The organism is Brevibacillus parabrevis, assembly GCF_003710905.1.
Classification (GTDB): domain Bacteria; phylum Bacillota; class Bacilli; order Brevibacillales; family Brevibacillaceae; genus Brevibacillus; species Brevibacillus parabrevis.
Map to the genome: position 1 here is coordinate 235,583 of NZ_RHHV01000021.1, position 17,832 is coordinate 253,414.

Here is a 17,832-nt window from a genome sequence, read left to right on the forward strand (position 1 = left end):
CCACGCTAATCTGAAACAGATACGAGGGCGTGCTTTAGCCAACCACGTCTGATAAACAAGTCGCTTTTCCTGTCTATTTTTGGCATAATATACCATAACAACCAAAAGCAACGACAGCTCATCCAGATAGGCTAGGCTGAGCGGAAAAAGCAAACTCGGACAGGAAAGGAACTGGAGAATGAATAGTAGCGCTCTATTTCAGGAGTTTCCGGTGTTGAAATCGGACCATTTGATACTGCGAGAGATTGAAGATTGTCACCTGGAAGAAGTGTTTGAAATTTACAGCAACGATAGCGTCTTTGAGTATTGCGGCATCATTCCCAAGCACAAAAAGGATACCGTTCTGACCATGATCGGCCATTTTAAAAGAGATTACCTGAAAAAATCGAGAGTGAAATGGGGGATTTTCCCCGTTCAGCAGAGCGATACATTAGTCGGCATTATCGAAGCCTTCGAGTTGAATCAACGCGTAAACATGGCAACCATCGGTTACTTTTTGGCGGAAGCGCACTGGGGAAAAGGGATTGCCTCGGAAGCGGTCAAAATGGTTGTGCGCTTCCTGATGGAAGAAGTCAACGTGAACAGAATCCAGGCAGAAGTCATGCCGCCAAATGAAGCGTCCAAAAAGGTGTTGCGCAATAATGGCTTCCTCATGGAAGGAACGCTCAGACAGGCAGCGCTCTGGTCAGGCAAAGGAATTGTCGATTTAGAAATATACGGCTTGCTGCGGGAAGACTACCAAAGCCTGCAAACGAGGTAGACAGATCGTGCAACGAGCAGTTATCCGCTGAATTGAGCTGTTTTGTCGGCCGCAAGCGGTCACATCCCATTTCAAAAAAGTCGAGTCGAGACGTTATTCACAAAAAAAGGTTTCATCCCCGGCAGCGAAGAGGGGATGAAACCTTTTTTGTTGCCGCGCTGTCAATCAACGGCTGAGAAAATACGAAACGAGCGTATCCATCGGCACGATTTCCACGGTTTCACAAAACGAATCGTTTGGCGCACAAGCAGTCAAGGTGTATTCGTCATCCAGAAAGTACGTCTTGAAGTGCCACCTCGCTTGTTCAAATACGCGCGCGCCCTCGACAGTTCCCTGGCTGACAGTGGAGAAGCTGTTCAGCGGAAGCGAAAGCCCTTTGCCGATCGCTTTGATGTAGCTTTCTTTCGCCGTCCAGACCGCAAAAAAACGTGCTTGTCTTCGTTCGCTGTCCGGTTCTTCCTCGATATACTCGTATTCCTCTGGCGCAAAAAACTGCCTGGCAATTTGCAAGTCAATCTGATGCTTTTTCTCAATATCGATTCCTACGGTACAGTCACCGGTGATACAGACCACCCAGTCGCCCGAATGGGAAAGGTTGTAGTGCAAGCGGTTCAACGGCCCTTGCAGGGATGGTTTTCCATAGGCGTTCGTGCCAAACGAAATGCTTTTCGCAGAAACGGCGAACGTTTCGGCGGCAATTTTTCTAATCAGCAGATCGGCCAGCAGTCCGCGGACGCGATCTTCGCGGCGGAAGAAAGCACCGAGCCGCTGTTTTTTGTCTTCGGCAACAAAGGACAGCAGGTGAGGAATGTAATCATCTGAAAAATCGGCAATAGAGACTGCGTATATGGGCATCATGCTGAACCTCCAACTCTGTATGCAAACACACTTTCTGTAAAAGGACGCGCGTGCAGTCTAGCTCATGTGCGGGTGTGGGCATGGCCTGATGACACCATTGGCTCGATCAGCTCAATGCCAAGGTCGATCATCCGCTCATCGCCCATGAGCGACACGAGCACTTTTACCCGCCGTTTGTGCTTGTCCACTTTTTTTACAATTCCTTCCATCCCTTTGAGTGGGCCAGACTCCACATATACCTTGGAATCTTGCGTGTAGACCTGGGAAAAATCAATCTGCTCATCGTGATTCAGCAGCCTGAGAATGATCGTGATTTCTTCCTCGGGAATCTTTTTGAAACAGAGCGCCTCTTCCCTGCTTTCCACCGGATCGCGGCTTTTCCGGGGAGAAGTCGATCTGTCGTACATCAGGTCGATTTTATTCAGATAGTTCAACATCCGAATAATTTTGGAGTGACTTCTAATAAAGTAATATTTCGAGAAATTCATGTCCGTTTTTACAAAAATGTAGCCTGGAAACAAATCCTTTTCAACCCGCATAATCTCGCCGTTTTTCTTCTCGGGAACGATACGTTGTGGAACCATGGAATACAGTGTTTCTTTGTCAAAAGATTTATTCAACCAATTTTTCACAGAATGTTCATAACCCGTTTTCACATAGAACGCATACCAGTTCATAAAAATGCAAGACTCCTTTTCATAACGTTTCTAAGATCATTGGCAGGTGCAGCAGCTCAGAAATCCTCAGCCTTCATTAAACTCGTCGCTCTCTAGTTGGTTCCTGACTCGGCTCGTTGAAGCTCTTTTCCTGTAACAACCATTGGGAAACCTTATGTCTCGCTTCGCATACATGAACCGGATTTTCGGTCTGCAAATGGAAGCAACATCAGCCATGCGCAATAATGTGCGATATAAGTAGTTATTTACATAATATTATTTTATTTTACAAATAATGGTAACGAAAAGTTTACTCATCGTCAAGGTCATCCAGAAACAGTAGTCGTTCTGGTCACTATTCGGGCTTGCATTTTCCATAGGCTGAATGTAGAGCTTCTGTAGGTGAGCAGGGAACGAAAGAGAGCAAATACTGACGAATATGTATAGACAGCTGGTGGATCGCAAAGTACATGCCAAACTGCTGGTGGATTTTCCTTGAACCAAATTTCGCTGGCAGCCAGCATGGTTCAAACCTTTTCTCTAAAAAGCTGCGTACGTCAAAAAAGAGGGGGTAGGAATTGTGCCTTTTTATCACATGCCTTTTTACGAAAGTCTGCGGACTGATCAGGACAATAGCTGCTGATCCAGATAGGCAGCACACAGGAAAACAGCCTCTCGTTTTTCCGTAGAAGAAAATTCCTGTTTTCCCAGTATAAAGCATTATATGGCTTGTGAACATATAAAAATTTTAATGTTATGAAAATATTTATCGTCAAAATATAGCCGCTACGCTTTCCTTTTTTATAGACACGTTGAAAAGGAAAAATGTTGCAGCGCCGAAACGAGCCAATCACTGGCTTCGCCAAAGGGAAAAACACGTATGCCGCTTATTGATTACGCAAGCGGGAGCAGGTTTGCCAAGCAAAACTTAGATTTACGTAAAAAGGTTGTAAAAAAACTTGTTGAACTTTTTACAAAATATCCCTATTTTTTAATCGACTTCCAATTTTTCTCTGCTATAATGAGTTTCAGCGTCAGTAACCTAGTGCTTTCAGCCTGTCAGCCGATCGGGGAACTTCCTGTGATTGTTTTCATGCAAATCAGTTTTCCTTCGTTCGCAGGCGGTAAGCAGGGCCGTATCCGGCAGGCGGGAATACCAGCACCCATTTTCCGCTACAGCATGAGCAAAATATGACTTTAGTATGAAGGAAAATTCCCAGAAACAGGAAATTTTCTTGTTGTTAAAATTACCCAAATGATGGAAAATGGGAAATTGGGAATGGAACGTTGACCTTGCCTGTCTCTTGTTGGCAACCATTTCGTCACACTTCATGATAAGCAGAAGTAATTCCATTATCGGAGGGGACATATGTTAGCAAATCAGGCCAATCTCATCGACAACAAGCGGGAACTGGAGCAGCATGCGCTAGTTCCATATGCACAGGGCAAGTCGATCCATCAATTGTTCGAGGAACAAGCAGAGGCTTTTCCAGACCGCGTTGCCATCGTTTTTGAAAACAGGCGGCTTTCGTATCAGGAGTTGAACAGGAAAGCCAATCAACTGGCAAGAGCCTTGCTCGAAAAAGGGGTGCAAACAGACAGCATCGTCGGTGTGATGATGGAGAAGTCCATCGAAAATGTCATCGCGATTCTGGCCGTTCTCAAAGCAGGCGGAGCCTATGTGCCCATCGACATCGAATATCCCCGCGATCGCATCCAATATATTTTGCAGGATAGTCAAACGAAAATCGTGCTTACCCAAAAAAGCGTCAGCCAGCTCGTGCATGACGTCGGGTACAGCGGAGAGGTAGTTGTACTCGACGAAGAACAGCTGGACGCTCGCGAGACTGCCAATCTGCACCAGCCCAGCAAGCCTACGGATCTTGCCTATGTCATTTACACCTCAGGCACGACAGGCAAGCCAAAAGGCACCATGCTTGAACATAAAGGCATCGCCAATTTGCAATCCTTTTTCCAAAATTCGTTTGGCGTCACCGAGCAAGACAGGATCGGGCTTTTTGCCAGCATGTCGTTCGACGCATCCGTTTGGGAAATGTTCATGGCTTTGCTGTCGGGCGCCAGCCTGTACATCCTTTCCAAACAGACGATCCATGATTTCGCTGCATTTGAACACTATTTGAGTGAAAATGAATTGACCATCATCACACTGCCGCCGACTTATTTGACTCACCTCACCCCAGAACGCATCACCTCGCTACGCATCATGATTACGGCAGGATCAGCTTCCTCCGCACCCTTGGTAAACAAATGGAAAGACAAACTCAGGTACATAAATGCATACGGCCCGACGGAAACGAGCATTTGCGCGACGATCTGGGAAGCCCCGTCCAATCAGCTCTCCGTGCAATCGGTTCCGATCGGCAAACCGATTCAAAATACACATATTTATATCGTCAATGAAGACTTGCAGCTACTGCCGACTGGCAGCGAAGGCGAATTGTGCATCGGCGGAGTCGGCTTGGCAAGAGGCTATTGGAATCGGCCCGACTTGACCGCAGAAAAATTCGTAGACAATCCGTTCGTACCAGGCGAAAAAATGTACCGCACAGGTGACTTGGCCAAATGGCTGACGGATGGAACGATCGAGTTTCTCGGCAGAATCGACCATCAGGTGAAAATCAGAGGTCATCGCATCGAGCTTGGCGAAATCGAGTCTGTTTTGTTGGCACATGAACACATCACAGAGGCCGTGGTCATTTCCAGAGAGGATCAACACGCGGGACAGTATTTGTGCGCCTATTATATTTCGCAACAAGAAGCAACTCCTGCGCAGCTCAGAGACTACGCCGCCCAGAAGCTTCCGGCTTACATGCTGCCATCCTATTTCGTCAAGCTGGACAAAATGCCGCTTACGCCAAATGACAAGATCGACCGCAAAGCGTTGCCCGAGCCTGATCTTACGGCAAACCAAAGCCAGGCTGCCTACCATCCTCCGAGAACCGAGACAGAATCGATTCTCGTCTCCATCTGGCAAAACGTTTTGGGAATTGAAAAGATCGGGATTCGCGATAATTTTTACTCGCTCGGCGGAGATTCGATCCAAGCGATCCAGGTCGTGGCTCGTCTGCATTCCTATCAATTGAAGCTAGAGACGAAAGACTTGCTGAATTACCCGACGATCGAGCAGGTTGCTCTTTTTGTCAAGAGCACGACGAGAAAAAGCGATCAGGGCATCATCGCTGGAAACGTACCGCTTACACCCATTCAGAAGTGGTTTTTCGGGAAAAACTTTACGAATACAGGCCATTGGAACCAATCGTCTGTGCTCTATCGCCCGGAAGGCTTTGATCCTAAAGTCATCCAAAGTGTCATGGACAAAATCATCGAACACCACGACGCGCTCCGCATGGTCTATCAGCACGAAAACGGAAATGTCGTTCAGCACAACCGCGGCTTGGGTGGACAATTATACGATTTCTTCTCTTATAATCTGACCGCGCAACCAGACGTCCAGCAGGCGATCGAAGCAGAGACGCAACGTCTGCACAGCAGCATGAATTTGCAGGAAGGACCGCTGGTGAAGGTTGCCTTATTTCAGACGTTACATGGCGATCATTTGTTTCTCGCAATTCATCATTTGGTCGTGGATGGCATTTCCTGGCGCATTTTGTTTGAAGATTTGGCAACCGGATACGCGCAGGCACTTGCAGGGCAAGCGATCAGTCTACCCGAAAAAACGGATTCTTTTCAAAGCTGGTCACAATGGTTGCAAGAATATGCGAACGAGGCGGATTTGCTGAGCGAGATTCCGTACTGGGAGAGTCTCGAATCGCAAGCAAAAAATGTGTCCCTGCCGAAAGACTATGAAGTGACTGACTGCAAACAAAAGAGCGTGCGAAACATGCGGATACGGCTGCGCCCGGAAGAGACCGAGCAGTTGTTGAAGCACGCCAATCAGGCCTATCAAACGGAAATCAACGATCTGTTGTTGGCGGCGCTCGGCTTGGCTTTTGCGGAGTGGAGCAAGCTTGCGCAAATCGTCATTCATCTGGAGGGGCACGGGCGCGAGGACATCATCGAACAGGCAAACGTGGCCAGAACGGTCGGATGGTTTACGTCGCAATATCCGGTATTGCTCGACTTGAAGCAAACCGCTCCCTTGTCCGACTATATCAAGCTCACCAAAGAGAATATGCGGAAGATTCCTCGTAAAGGGATCGGTTACGACATCTTGAAGCATGTGACTCTTCCAGAAAATCGCGGTTCCTTATCCTTCCGCGTGCAGCCGGAAGTGACGTTCAACTACTTGGGACAGTTTGATGCGGACATGAGAACGGAACTGTTTACCCGCTCACCCTACAGCGGCGGCAACACGTTAGGCGCAGATGGCAAAAACAATCTGAGTCCTGAGTCGGAGGTGTACACCGCTTTGAATATAACCGGATTGATTGAAGGCGGAGAGCTCGTCCTCACATTCTCTTACAGCTCGGAGCAGTATCGGGAAGAGTCCATCCAGCAATTGAGCCAAAGTTATCAAAAGCATCTGCTTGCCATCATCGCGCATTGCACCGAGAAAAAAGAAGTAGAGCGAACGCCCAGCGATTTCAGCGTCAAAGGTCTCCAAATGGAAGAAATGGACGATATCTTCGAATTGCTTGCAAATACACTGCGCTAAACAGATGTTGGCCACCATTTTCAGGGGAAACTGCGTGCTTTCATTACCATTTTTATACATTTATAACAAATAAAGATATATCCGAGGTGCCGTAATGAGTGTATTTAGCAAAGAACAAGTTCAGGATATGTATGCGTTGACCCCGATGCAAGAGGGGATGCTGTTTCACGCCTTGCTCGATCAAGAGCACAACTCGCATCTGGTACAGATGTCGATTTCGTTGCAGGGCGATCTTGATGTTGGGCTATTTACGGATAGCCTGCATGTGCTGGTAGAGAGATACGATGTATTCCGCACGTTATTTCTCTATGAAAAGCTGAAGCAGCCTTTGCAAGTTGTCTTGAAGCAACGGCCTATTCCGATCGAATTTTACGACTTGTCTGCCTGCGACGAGTCCGAGAAACAACTTCGCTATACGCAATACAAAAGGGCGGATCAGGAGCGGACGTTTCATCTGGCGAAAGACCCGTTGATGCGGGTCGCCCTTTTCCAAATGTCCCAGCACGACTACCAGGTCATCTGGAGCTTTCATCACATCCTCATGGACGGCTGGTGCTTCAGCATTATTTTTGATGACTTGCTTGCCATCTACTTGTCCTTGCAAAACAAGACGGCACTCTCCCTGGAGCCCGTACAGCCATACAGTCGCTTTATCAACTGGCTGGAAAAACAAAATAAACAGGCCGCTCTCAACTATTGGAGCGACTATCTGGAAGCCTATGAACAAAAGACTACCTTGCCGAAGAAGGAAGCTGCCTTCGCCAAAGCATTTCAACCAACCCAATACCGCTTTTCGCTGAACCGTACCTTGACCAAGCAGCTCGGGACCATCGCCAGTCAAAATCAAGTGACGCTATCGACGGTGATTCAAACGATCTGGGGAGTTCTCCTGCAAAAATACAATGCGGCCCATGATGTGCTGTTCGGCTCTGTTGTATCCGGACGCCCGACAGACATCGTCGGAATCGACAAAATGGTTGGCTTGTTTATCAATACGATTCCATTCCGGGTGCAAGCGAAAGCTGGTCAAACGTTTTCCGAGCTGTTGCAGGCTGTGCACAAAAGAACTTTGCAATCACAGCCGTATGAGCACGTGCCTTTGTACGACATTCAAACTCAGTCCGTCTTGAAGCAGGAGCTGATTGACCACCTGCTGGTCATCGAAAATTACCCGCTGGTAGAGGCTTTGCAGAAAAAAGCCTTGAGCCAGCAGATCGGCTTCACGATTACTGCTGTGGAAATGTTCGAGCCGACCAATTACGACTTGACTGTCATGGTGATGCCAAAAGAAGAGCTTGCCTTCCGTTTTGACTACAATGCGGCTCTGTTTGACGAACAGGTCGTGCAAAAACTGGCGGGGCACCTCCAACAGATCGCGGATTGCGTGGCAAACAATTCGGGAGTCGAGCTTTGCCAGATTCCGTTGCTGACAGAAGCAGAAACTAGCCAGCTGTTGGCAAAGCGTACGGAAACAGCGGCTGACTATCCTGCCGCAACCATGCACGAGCTGTTTTCGCGGCAGGCAGAAAAAACGCCTGAGCAAGTGGCGGTAGTCTTCGCGGATCAGCACCTGACGTATCGGGAGCTGGATGAAAAATCCAATCAGCTCGCCCGCTTTTTGCGCAAAAAAGGCATTGGCACGGGCAGTCTTGTCGGCACGCTGCTGGATCGCTCGCTGGACATGATCGTCGGAATCCTCGGCGTCTTGAAGGCAGGCGGCGCATTTGTGCCGATCGACCCGGAGTTGCCTGCCGAACGAATCGCTTACATGCTGACGCATAGCAGAGTTCCATTGGTCGTGACGCAAAATCATTTGCGGGCAAAAGTGACCACGCCTACAGAAACAATTGACATCAACACAGCGGTGATCGGGGAAGAGAGCCGCGCCCCTATCGAATCGCTCAATCAGCCGCATGACTTGTTTTACATCATCTATACGTCCGGAACGACAGGGCAACCGAAAGGCGTCATGCTGGAGCATCGCAACATGGCGAACCTGATGCATTTTACGTTTGATCAGACGAACATCGCTTTTCATGAAAAAGTGTTGCAGTATACCACGTGCAGCTTTGATGTTTGCTACCAGGAAATTTTCTCCACGCTGCTATCCGGGGGCCAGCTCTACCTGATCACGAACGAGCTGAGACGGCATGTGGAAAAGCTGTTTGCTTTCATCCAGGAAAAGCAGATCAGCATTTTGTCTCTCCCGGTGTCCTTCCTGAAATTTATTTTTAACGAACAAGACTACGCGCAAAGCTTCCCGCGTTGTGTCAAACATATCATCACGGCCGGGGAACAACTCGTCGTCACACACGAGCTGCAAAAGTATCTGCGCCAGCATCGCGTATTTTTGCACAATCACTACGGCCCGTCGGAGACGCATGTGGTGACGACCTGCACGATGGACCCGGGACAGGCGATACCAGAGCTGCCGCCCATCGGAAAGCCGATCAGCAACACAGGCATTTACATTTTGGATGAAGGGCTGCAATTGAAGCCGGAAGGGATCGTCGGGGAGTTGTACATTTCCGGCGCAAACGTAGGGAGAGGGTATTTGCACCAGCCTGAGCTGACCGCGGAGAAGTTTCTCGACAATCCGTATCAGCCAGGCGAAAGAATGTACCGAACGGGTGATCTGGCGCGTTGGTTGCCGGATGGCCAGCTCGAATTTTTGGGCCGAATCGACCATCAGGTAAAAATCAGGGGCCATCGCATCGAGCTGGGAGAGATCGAATCGCGCCTGCTCAACCATCCCGCCATCAAGGAAGCGGTGGTTATCGACCGAGCAGACGAGACAGGCGGCAAGTTTTTGTGCGCCTATGTCGTCCTGCAAAAACCGCTCAGCGACGAAGAGATGCGGGCATACTTGGCGCAAGCGTTGCCGGAGTATATGATCCCTTCCTTTTTCGTGACGCTGGAGCGGATTCCAGTCACGCCGAACGGAAAAACAGACAGGCGAGCTTTGCCGAAGCCGGAAGGAAGTGCCAAGACGAAAGCGGATTACGTCGCCCCGACGACTGAGCTGGAACAAAAGCTGGTCGCGATTTGGGAGCAAATTCTTGGCGTGTCGCCGATCGGCATTCAAGATCATTTTTTCACGCTGGGCGGCCATTCGTTAAAAGCGATTCAGCTCATTTCCCGCATCCAAAAGGAATGCCAGGCGGATGTCCCGCTGCGCGTCCTGTTTGAGCAACCGACGATTCAAGCGCTGGCAGCGTATGTGGAAGGCGGGGAGGAAAGCGCGTATCTCGCCATTCCCCAGGCCGAGCCGCAAGCGTATTATCCCGTGTCGTCTGCGCAAAAACGCATGCTCATCTTAAACCAGCTCGATCCGCACAGTACGGTTTACAACCTGCCTGTCGCGATGATCCTCGAAGGAACGCTGGATAAAGCTCGGCTGGAGCACGCCATTTCCAGCCTGGTGGCTCGCCATGAGTCGTTGCGCACGTCGTTTCATACGATCAACGGGGAGCCAGTTTCGCGCATCCATGAGCAAGGCCACTTGCCGATTGTTTACTTGGAAACGGCGGAAGAGCAAGTGAACGAGGTCATTTTGGGGTTCATGCAGCCGTTTGATCTGGAAACAGCTCCGCTATGCCGGGTTGGCTTGGTGAAGCTCGCAGAGAACCGTCACGTCCTGATCATCGACATGCACCATATCATTTCGGACGGAGTCTCTTCTCAGCTCATCCTGAATGACTTTTCCCGTTTGTATCAAAACAAAGCTTTGCCAGAGCAGCGCATTCACTATAAAGACTTCGCCGTTTGGGAAAAAGCGTGGACACAAACGAACGATTACCAAAAACAGGAAAAATATTGGCTCGATCGATTTGCGGGCGAAATCCCGGTTTTGAACCTGCCGATGGATTACCCGCGGCCAGCTGTTCAAAGCTTTGAGGGCGAACGTTATTTGTTCCGCACAGAAAAACAGTTGTTGGAAAGTTTGCAGGACGTAGCCCAAAAGACAGGCACGACCTTGTACATGGTGCTTCTCGCAGCCTATCATGTGCTGCTTTCCAAATACTCCGGGCAGGATGACGTGATGATCGGCACCGTGACTGCCGGCAGGGTGCACCCGGATACGGAGAGCATGACGGGGATGTTCGTCAACACGCTGGCGATGCGCAATCAGTCTGCGCCGACCAAAACGTTCCGGCAATTTTTGCTGGAGGTAAAAGACAACACGCTGGCCGCTTTTGAACACGGGCAATATCCGTTTGAAGAGCTTGTCGAAAAGTTGGCGATCCAGCGAAACCGGAGCCGAAACCCGCTGTTCGACACCTTGTTCATTTTGCAAAACATGGATGCCGACCTGATCGAGCTGGATGGACTGACCGTGACTCCTTATGTGCCAGAGGGGGAAGTCGCCAAGTTCGATCTGTCGCTGGAAGCAAGCGAAAACCAGGCGGGACTTTCCTTCTGCTTCGAATTTTGCACCAAGCTGTTCGCACGCGAGACGATCGAGCGCATGTCGCTTCATTACTTGCAAATTTTGCAGGCAGTCAGCGCAAACACGGAACAGGAGCTGGCGCAAATCGAGATGCTGACTGCGCATGAGAAGCAGGAGCTGCTCGTTCACTTCAACGACACGGCCGCCCTGTATCCAGCGGAGAGCACGCTGTCGCAGCTGTTTGAAGATCAGGCACAGAAAACTCCTGAGCAAACCGCCGTCGTCTTCGGCGACAAACGACTGACGTACCGCGAACTGAACGAGCGGGCCAACCAGCTCGCGCACACTTTGCGGGCAAAAGGCGTGCAGGCTGAGCAAAGCGTAGGGATCATGGCGCAAAGATCGTTGGAAATGGCGATCGGAATTATCGCTATTCTCAAAGCGGGCGGGGCGTATGTGCCGATCGATCCGGATTATCCGAATGAGCGGATTGCTTACATGCTGGAAGATTGCGAAGCCCGTCTGGTGCTGACCCAGCAGCAGCTCGCCGAAAAGCTGGTCGCAAACGTGGAATGCCTGTATCTGGATGAGGAGGGCAGCTACTCGCCTCAGACGGAAAACATCGAGCCGATCCATACCGCTGCTGATCTCGCTTATATCATCTACACATCCGGTACGACAGGCAGGCCAAAAGGCGTCATGGTAGAGCATCGGGGAATCGTCAACAGTGTGACGTGGAACAGGGACGAGTTTGCCCTTTCTGTCCGGGACAGTGGAACGCTGTCGCTATCCTTTGCCTTCGATGCCTTTGCCCTTACTTTCTTTACGTTGATTGTATCAGGCTCCACGGTCGTCCTGATGCCGGATCACGAAGCCAAAGATCCGATCACGCTGCGCAACCTGATTGCCACTTGGGAATGCAGCTACGTCGTTTTCGTGCCCAGTATGTTCCAGGCGATATTGGAGTGCAGCACTCCGGCAGACATCCGCTCTATCCAGGCAGTCATGCTCGGGGGCGAAAAGCTGTCGCCGAAGCTTGTTCAGCTGTGCAAAGCGATGCATCCGCAGATGAGCGTGATGAATGCATACGGTCCGACGGAGAGCAGCGTCATGGCCACCTACCTGCGAGATACACAGCCAGATCAGCCGATCACCATCGGGCGGCCGATTGCCAACACCGCCATTTACATCGTAGACCAGCACCATCAACTGCTGCCTGTCGGGGTGGTAGGGGAAATCTGCATCGGCGGTCACGGCTTGGCGCGGGGCTATTGGAAAAAGCCGGAGCTTACTGCGGAGAAATTCGTGGCCAATCCAGCTGTTCCGGGAGAGCGCATGTACAAAACAGGCGATCTGGGCAGATGGCTCCACGACGGCACGATTGATTTTATAGGCCGCGTCGATGACCAGATCAAGGTGAGAGGATACCGGATTGAGGTCGGGGAGATTGAAGCGATTTTGCTCGCTTATGACCAGACGAATGAAGCTATCGTCGTCACTTATCAGGACGATCGCGGCGATTCCTATCTGGCTGCGTATGTCACGGGAAAAGCGGCGATAGAGGAATCCGAGCTTCGCGCGCATCTGTTGCGAGAGCTTCCGGCCTACATGGTGCCGACCTACCTGATTCAACTGGACGCTTTCCCGCTCACGCCAAACGGCAAGGTCGACCGCAAGGCACTGCCCAAGCCGGAAGGAAAGCCTGCAACAGGAGCAGCTTATGTCGCACCCGCTACAGAAGTGGAGGCGAAGCTGGTCGCCATTTGGGAGAATGCGCTGGGGATTTCCGGCGTCGGGGTGTTGGATCACTTTTTTGAGCTGGGCGGTCATTCCTTGAAAGCGATGACGGTTGTGGCGCAAGTGCATCGCGAGTTTCAAATCGACCTTTTGCTGAAGCAGTTTTTTGCAGCGCCAACCATCCGGGACTTGGCCCGCTTGATCGAACATAGCGAACAGGCAGCCGCCGCCGCCATTCAACCGGCAGAGCCGCAAGCGTATTATCCGGTATCTTCTGCTCAGCAGCGGATGTACTTGCTCCATCAGCTCGAAGGTGCCGGAATCAGCTACAATACGCCAGGCATCATCATGCTGGAAGGCAAGCTCGATCGCGAGCAATTGGCGAATGCGCTGCAAGCGTTGGTAGATCGTCACGATATTTTGCGGACGTCTTTTGAGATGGTCGGGGACGAGCTGGTGCAAAAAATTCATGACCGCGTGGCCGTGAACATGGAGTATGTGACGGCAGAGGAGCAGCAGATCGATGACCTTTTCCACGCGTTCGTCCGTCCGTTTGATCTTTCTGTGCCGCCATTGCTCCGCATGAGCCTGGTGAAACTCGCGGATGAGCGTCACCTGCTCCTGTACGACATGCACCATATTGCTGCCGATGCCGCATCGATCACGATCCTGTTCGATGAACTGGCTGAATTGTACCAGGGAAGAGAACTGCCGGAAATGCGCATCCAGTACAAAGATTTTGCTGTCTGGCAAAAAGCCTTGCATGAGTCGGATGCCTTCAAGCAGCAGGAAGCGTATTGGCTGAGCACGTTCGCTGGAAATATCACCGCTGTCGATGTGCCGACAGATTTTCCGCGCCCAGCCGTGAAAAGTTTTGCAGGGGGGCAAGTCACCCTGTCCATGGACCAAGAGCTGCTCAGTGCTTTGCACGAGTTGGCTGCGCATACGAATACGACGCTGTTTATGGTTTTGCTGGCCGCCTACAACGTGCTGCTCGCAAAATACGCTGGGCAAGACGACATCATCGTGGGAACGCCGATCTCCGGCAGGTCACGCGCCGAGCTTGCGCCTGTCGTCGGCATGTTCGTCCATACGCTGGCGATCCGCAACAAACCGACCGCCGAGAAGACATTCAAGCAGTTTTTGCAGGAGGTCAAGCAAAACGCGCTCGATGCTTTCGACCACCAGGACTACCCGTTTGAAAGCCTTGTGGAAAAGCTGGGCATTCCGCGCGATCCGGGGCGCAATCCGCTGTTTGACACCATGTTCATCCTGCAAAACGATGAGCTGCACGCAAAAACGCTGGATCAGCTCGTCTATCGCCCTTATGAATCGGACAGCGCGCTTGACGTGGCGAAATTCGACTTGTCGTTCCATCTGACCGAGCGGGAAACCGACCTGTTCTTGCGCCTGGAATACTGCACCAAGCTGTTCAAGCAACAAACCGTAGAACGAATGGCGCACCACTTCTTGCAAATTTTGCGGGCGGTCACGGCCAATCCGGAAAATGAATTGCAAGAGATCGAGATGCTGACAGCAGCAGAAAAGCAAATGCTGCTGGTGGCGTTCAACGATACGCACAGAGAATACCGGGCAGATCAAACGATCCAGCAACTTTTTGAAGAGCTGGCGGAAAAAATGCCTGAGCACACGGCGCTCGTATTCGAAGAAAAGCGCATGTCGTTCCGGGAGCTGAATGAAAGAGCGAACCAGCTCGCAGCCATTTTGCGGGAAAAAGGAGTCGGGCCAGCGCAGATCGTCGCTTTGCTGGTAGAGCGTTCCGCCGAGATGGTCATTGCCACGCTTGCCACGTTAAAAGCGGGCGGCGCCTTTTTGCCCGTCGATCCTGATTATCCGGAAGAGCGAATCCGCTACATGCTGGAGGACAGCCAGGCAAAACTGGTGGTGACCCATGCGCACTTGCTGCACAAAGTGAGCAGTCAGTCCGAAGTCGTTGATGTGGATGACCCTAGAAGCTACGCAACACAGACAGGCAACCTGCCGTGCGCAAACACGCCGTCCGATTTGGCTTATATCATTTACACGTCCGGTACGACGGGCAAGCCAAAAGGCGTCATGCTGGAGCACAAAGGGGTAGCGAATCTGCAAGCGGTATTTGCCCATCATCTAGGCGTCACGCCGCAAGATCGGGCAGGGCATTTTGCCAGCATCTCGTTTGACGCATCGGTGTGGGATATGTTTGGCCCGTTGCTGTCGGGAGCGACCTTGTACGTCTTGTCCCGGGACGTCATCAACGATTTTCAGCGATTCGCCGAATACGTTCGCGATAACGCGATCACCTTCCTTACTTTGCCGCCGACGTACGCGATTTATCTGGAGCCGGAGCAGGTGCCGTCGTTACGCATCCTGATTACAGCCGGATCGGCTTCCTCCGTTGCATTGGTGGATAAATGGAAAGAAAAAGTCACCTATGTCAATGGATACGGCCCAACAGAGAGCACCGTTTGCGCGACACTGTGGAAAGCCAAACCGGATGAGCCAGTCGAAACGATCACGATTGGCAAACCGATTCAGAACACCAAGCTGTACATCGTGGATGACCAGTTGCAGTTGAAAGCGCCGGGGCAGATGGGAGAACTGTGCATCAGCGGCTTGTCGCTGGCGAGAGGCTATTGGAATCGTCCAGAGCTGACCGCCGAGAAGTTCGTCGACAACCCGTTTGTGCCAGGAACAAAGATGTACAGGACAGGCGACCTGGCAAGATGGCTGCCAGATGGAACTATCGAGTATCTGGGCAGAATCGATCACCAAGTGAAAATTCGCGGACATCGTGTGGAACTCGGCGAAGTGGAAAGCGTGCTGCTGCGGTACGACACGGTCAAAGAGGCAGCTGCCATCACACACGAGGACGACCGCGGCCAAGCTTACTTGTGCGCCTACTACGTGGCGGAGGGAGAAGCCACGCCTGCGCAGCTTCGAGCCTATATGGAAAACGAGTTGCCGAACTACATGGTTCCCGCCTTCTTTATCCAGTTGGAAAAGATGCCGCTGACACCGAATGACAAGATTGACCGAAAAGCGCTGCCGAAGCCGAACCAGGAGGAGAACCGGACTGAGCAATATGCAGCGCCGCAAACCGAGCTGGAACAGTTGCTGGCTGGCATCTGGGCAGATGTACTGGGGATCAAGCAAGTCGGAACGCAAGACAACTTCTTTGAATTGGGCGGCGATTCGATTAAAGCAATCCAGGTATCCACCCGCCTGAATGCGTCAGGCTGGACGCTTGCGATGAAAGAACTGTTCCAGTACCCGACGATTGAAGAAGCTGCTCTGCGCGTCATCCCGAACAGCCGAGAGAGCGAGCAGGGTGTCGTAGAAGGCGAGATTGCCTTGACACCGATCCAGAAATGGTTCTTCGCGAACAACTTCACGGATCGTCACCATTGGAATCAGGCTGTCATGCTGTTTCGCGAGGACGGCTTTGACGAGGGACTCGTGCGGCAAGCGTTCCAGCAAATCGTCGAGCATCACGATGCGCTGCGCATGGTCTACAAGCAAGAGGCCGGGGCGATCAAGCAAATCAACCGCGGGCTGACCGACGAGCGCTTCCGTTTCTACTCTTATGACTTGAAAAATCACGCGAACAGCGAAGCTCGCATCCTGGAGCTGTCTGATCAGATCCAGAGCAGCATCGATTTGGAGCACGGCCCACTCGTTCACGTGGCTCTGTTCGCCACAAAAGACGGGGATCATTTGCTGGTCGCGATCCACCATCTTGTCGTGGATGGCGTCTCCTGGCGCATTTTGTTCGAAGATTTTTCCTCAGCCTACTCGCAGGCTCTCCATCAGCAGGAGATCGTCTTGCCGAAAAAGACGGACTCCTTCAAAGACTGGGCGGCTCAATTGCAAAAGTACGCGGACAGCGACGAGCTGTTGCGGGAAGTGGCATATTGGCACAACTTGGAGACTACAACGACGACTGCGGCACTGCCAACAGATTTTGTCACGGCAGATCGCAAGCAAAAACATACGCGGACACTGTCGTTCGCGCTGACAGTCCCGCAGACAGAAAACCTTTTGCGTCACGTTCATCATGCCTATCACACAGAGATGAACGACCTGCTGCTGACAGCGCTCGGCTTGGCCGTAAAAGACTGGGCACATACGAATGGCGTCGTCATCAATCTGGAAGGCCATGGGCGCGAAGACATCCAGAACGAAATGAACGTCACGCGCACGATTGGCTGGTTCACTTCGCAATATCCGGTGGTGCTCGACATGGAAAAAGCCGAGGACTTGCCGTACCAGATCAAGCAGACCAAAGAAAACTTGCGGCGGATTCCGAAAAAAGGGATCGGCTACGAGATTTTGCGCACGCTGACGACAAGCCAGTTGCAGCCGCCATTAGCCTTTACGCTGCGGCCGGAAATCAGCTTTAACTATCTCGGTCAATTCGAGTCGGACGGAAAAACAGGCGGGTTTACATTCTCGCCGCTCGGAACAGGGCAGTTGTTCAGCCCGGAATCGGAGCGAGTGTTCCTGCTGGACATTTCCGCCATGATCGAGGACGGCGAGCTGAGGATCAGCGTAGGGTACAGCCGTCTCCAATATGAGGAAAAAACGATTGCCAGCCTGGCAGACAGCTACCGGAAGCACTTGCTAGGCATCATCGAGCATTGCATGGCAAAAGAAGAAGGCGAGTACACCCCGAGCGACCTGGGGGATGAAGAGCTGTCCATGGAGGAGCTGGAAAACATCCTGGAATGGATTTGATCCGGCGACAACAAAATTGATTTTCCTCCAATAAAAGTGGGGCACGCGGCGCTTTTATTGG

Annotated in this window: 6 protein-coding genes; 4 read left to right on the forward strand and 2 right to left on the reverse strand. The window is 51.4% G+C overall.

Going from position 1 to position 17,832, the window contains the following annotated elements; translation table 11 throughout:
* Positions 1-178: 178 nt before the first annotated feature.
* Positions 179-760, forward strand: a complete 582-nt coding sequence (locus tag EDM60_RS25650) for a GNAT family N-acetyltransferase (RefSeq protein ID WP_122966488.1) — start codon at positions 179-181, stop codon at positions 758-760.
* A gap of 165 nt (positions 761-925) precedes the next feature.
* Here the strand turns inward: EDM60_RS25650 and EDM60_RS25655 are convergent, their stop codons facing one another.
* Positions 926-1,618, reverse strand: coding sequence for a 4'-phosphopantetheinyl transferase family protein (locus tag EDM60_RS25655; RefSeq protein WP_122966489.1), 693 nt, complete (start codon positions 1,616-1,618; stop codon positions 926-928).
* A gap of 62 nt (positions 1,619-1,680) precedes the next feature.
* Positions 1,681-2,295 carry an antiterminator LoaP gene (gene loaP / locus EDM60_RS25660; protein WP_122966490.1) on the reverse strand — a complete coding sequence of 205 codons (615 nt, stop codon included), beginning with the start codon at positions 2,293-2,295 and terminating at the stop codon, positions 1,681-1,683.
* Between the two features lie 859 nt (positions 2,296-3,154).
* Between loaP and EDM60_RS25665 the strand changes: the two genes are divergently transcribed.
* The 3 genes from EDM60_RS25665 to EDM60_RS25675 all read left to right on the forward strand — a co-directional run bounded on the left by EDM60_RS25665 (position 3,155) and on the right by EDM60_RS25675 (position 17,771).
* Entirely contained in the window at positions 3,155-3,469 is a 315-nt protein-coding gene (locus EDM60_RS25665; RefSeq protein WP_122966491.1) for a hypothetical protein, read from the forward strand.
* Between the two features lie 174 nt (positions 3,470-3,643).
* Entirely contained in the window at positions 3,644-6,910 is a 3,267-nt protein-coding gene (locus EDM60_RS25670; RefSeq protein ID WP_122966492.1) for a non-ribosomal peptide synthetase, read from the forward strand.
* A gap of 94 nt (positions 6,911-7,004) precedes the next feature.
* On the forward strand, positions 7,005-17,771 hold the full coding sequence (locus EDM60_RS25675; protein WP_122966493.1) for a non-ribosomal peptide synthetase: 10,767 nt from the start codon (positions 7,005-7,007) through the stop codon (positions 17,769-17,771).
* The last annotated feature ends 61 nt before the right edge of the window (positions 17,772-17,832 follow it).

Coding starts and splice junctions, on each gene's coding strand:
- EDM60_RS25665 (WP_122966491.1), top strand. CDS start 3,155: ATGCCGCTTATTGATTACGCAAGCGGGAGCAGGTTTGCCAAGCAAAAC.
- EDM60_RS25675 (WP_122966493.1), top strand. CDS start 7,005: ATGAGTGTATTTAGCAAAGAACAAGTTCAGGATATGTATGCGTTGACC.
- loaP (WP_122966490.1), bottom strand. CDS start 2,295: ATGAACTGGTATGCGTTCTATGTGAAAACGGGTTATGAACATTCTGTG.
- EDM60_RS25670 (WP_122966492.1), top strand. CDS start 3,644: ATGTTAGCAAATCAGGCCAATCTCATCGACAACAAGCGGGAACTGGAG.
- EDM60_RS25650 (WP_122966488.1), top strand. CDS start 179: ATGAATAGTAGCGCTCTATTTCAGGAGTTTCCGGTGTTGAAATCGGAC.
- EDM60_RS25655 (WP_122966489.1), bottom strand. CDS start 1,618: ATGATGCCCATATACGCAGTCTCTATTGCCGATTTTTCAGATGATTAC.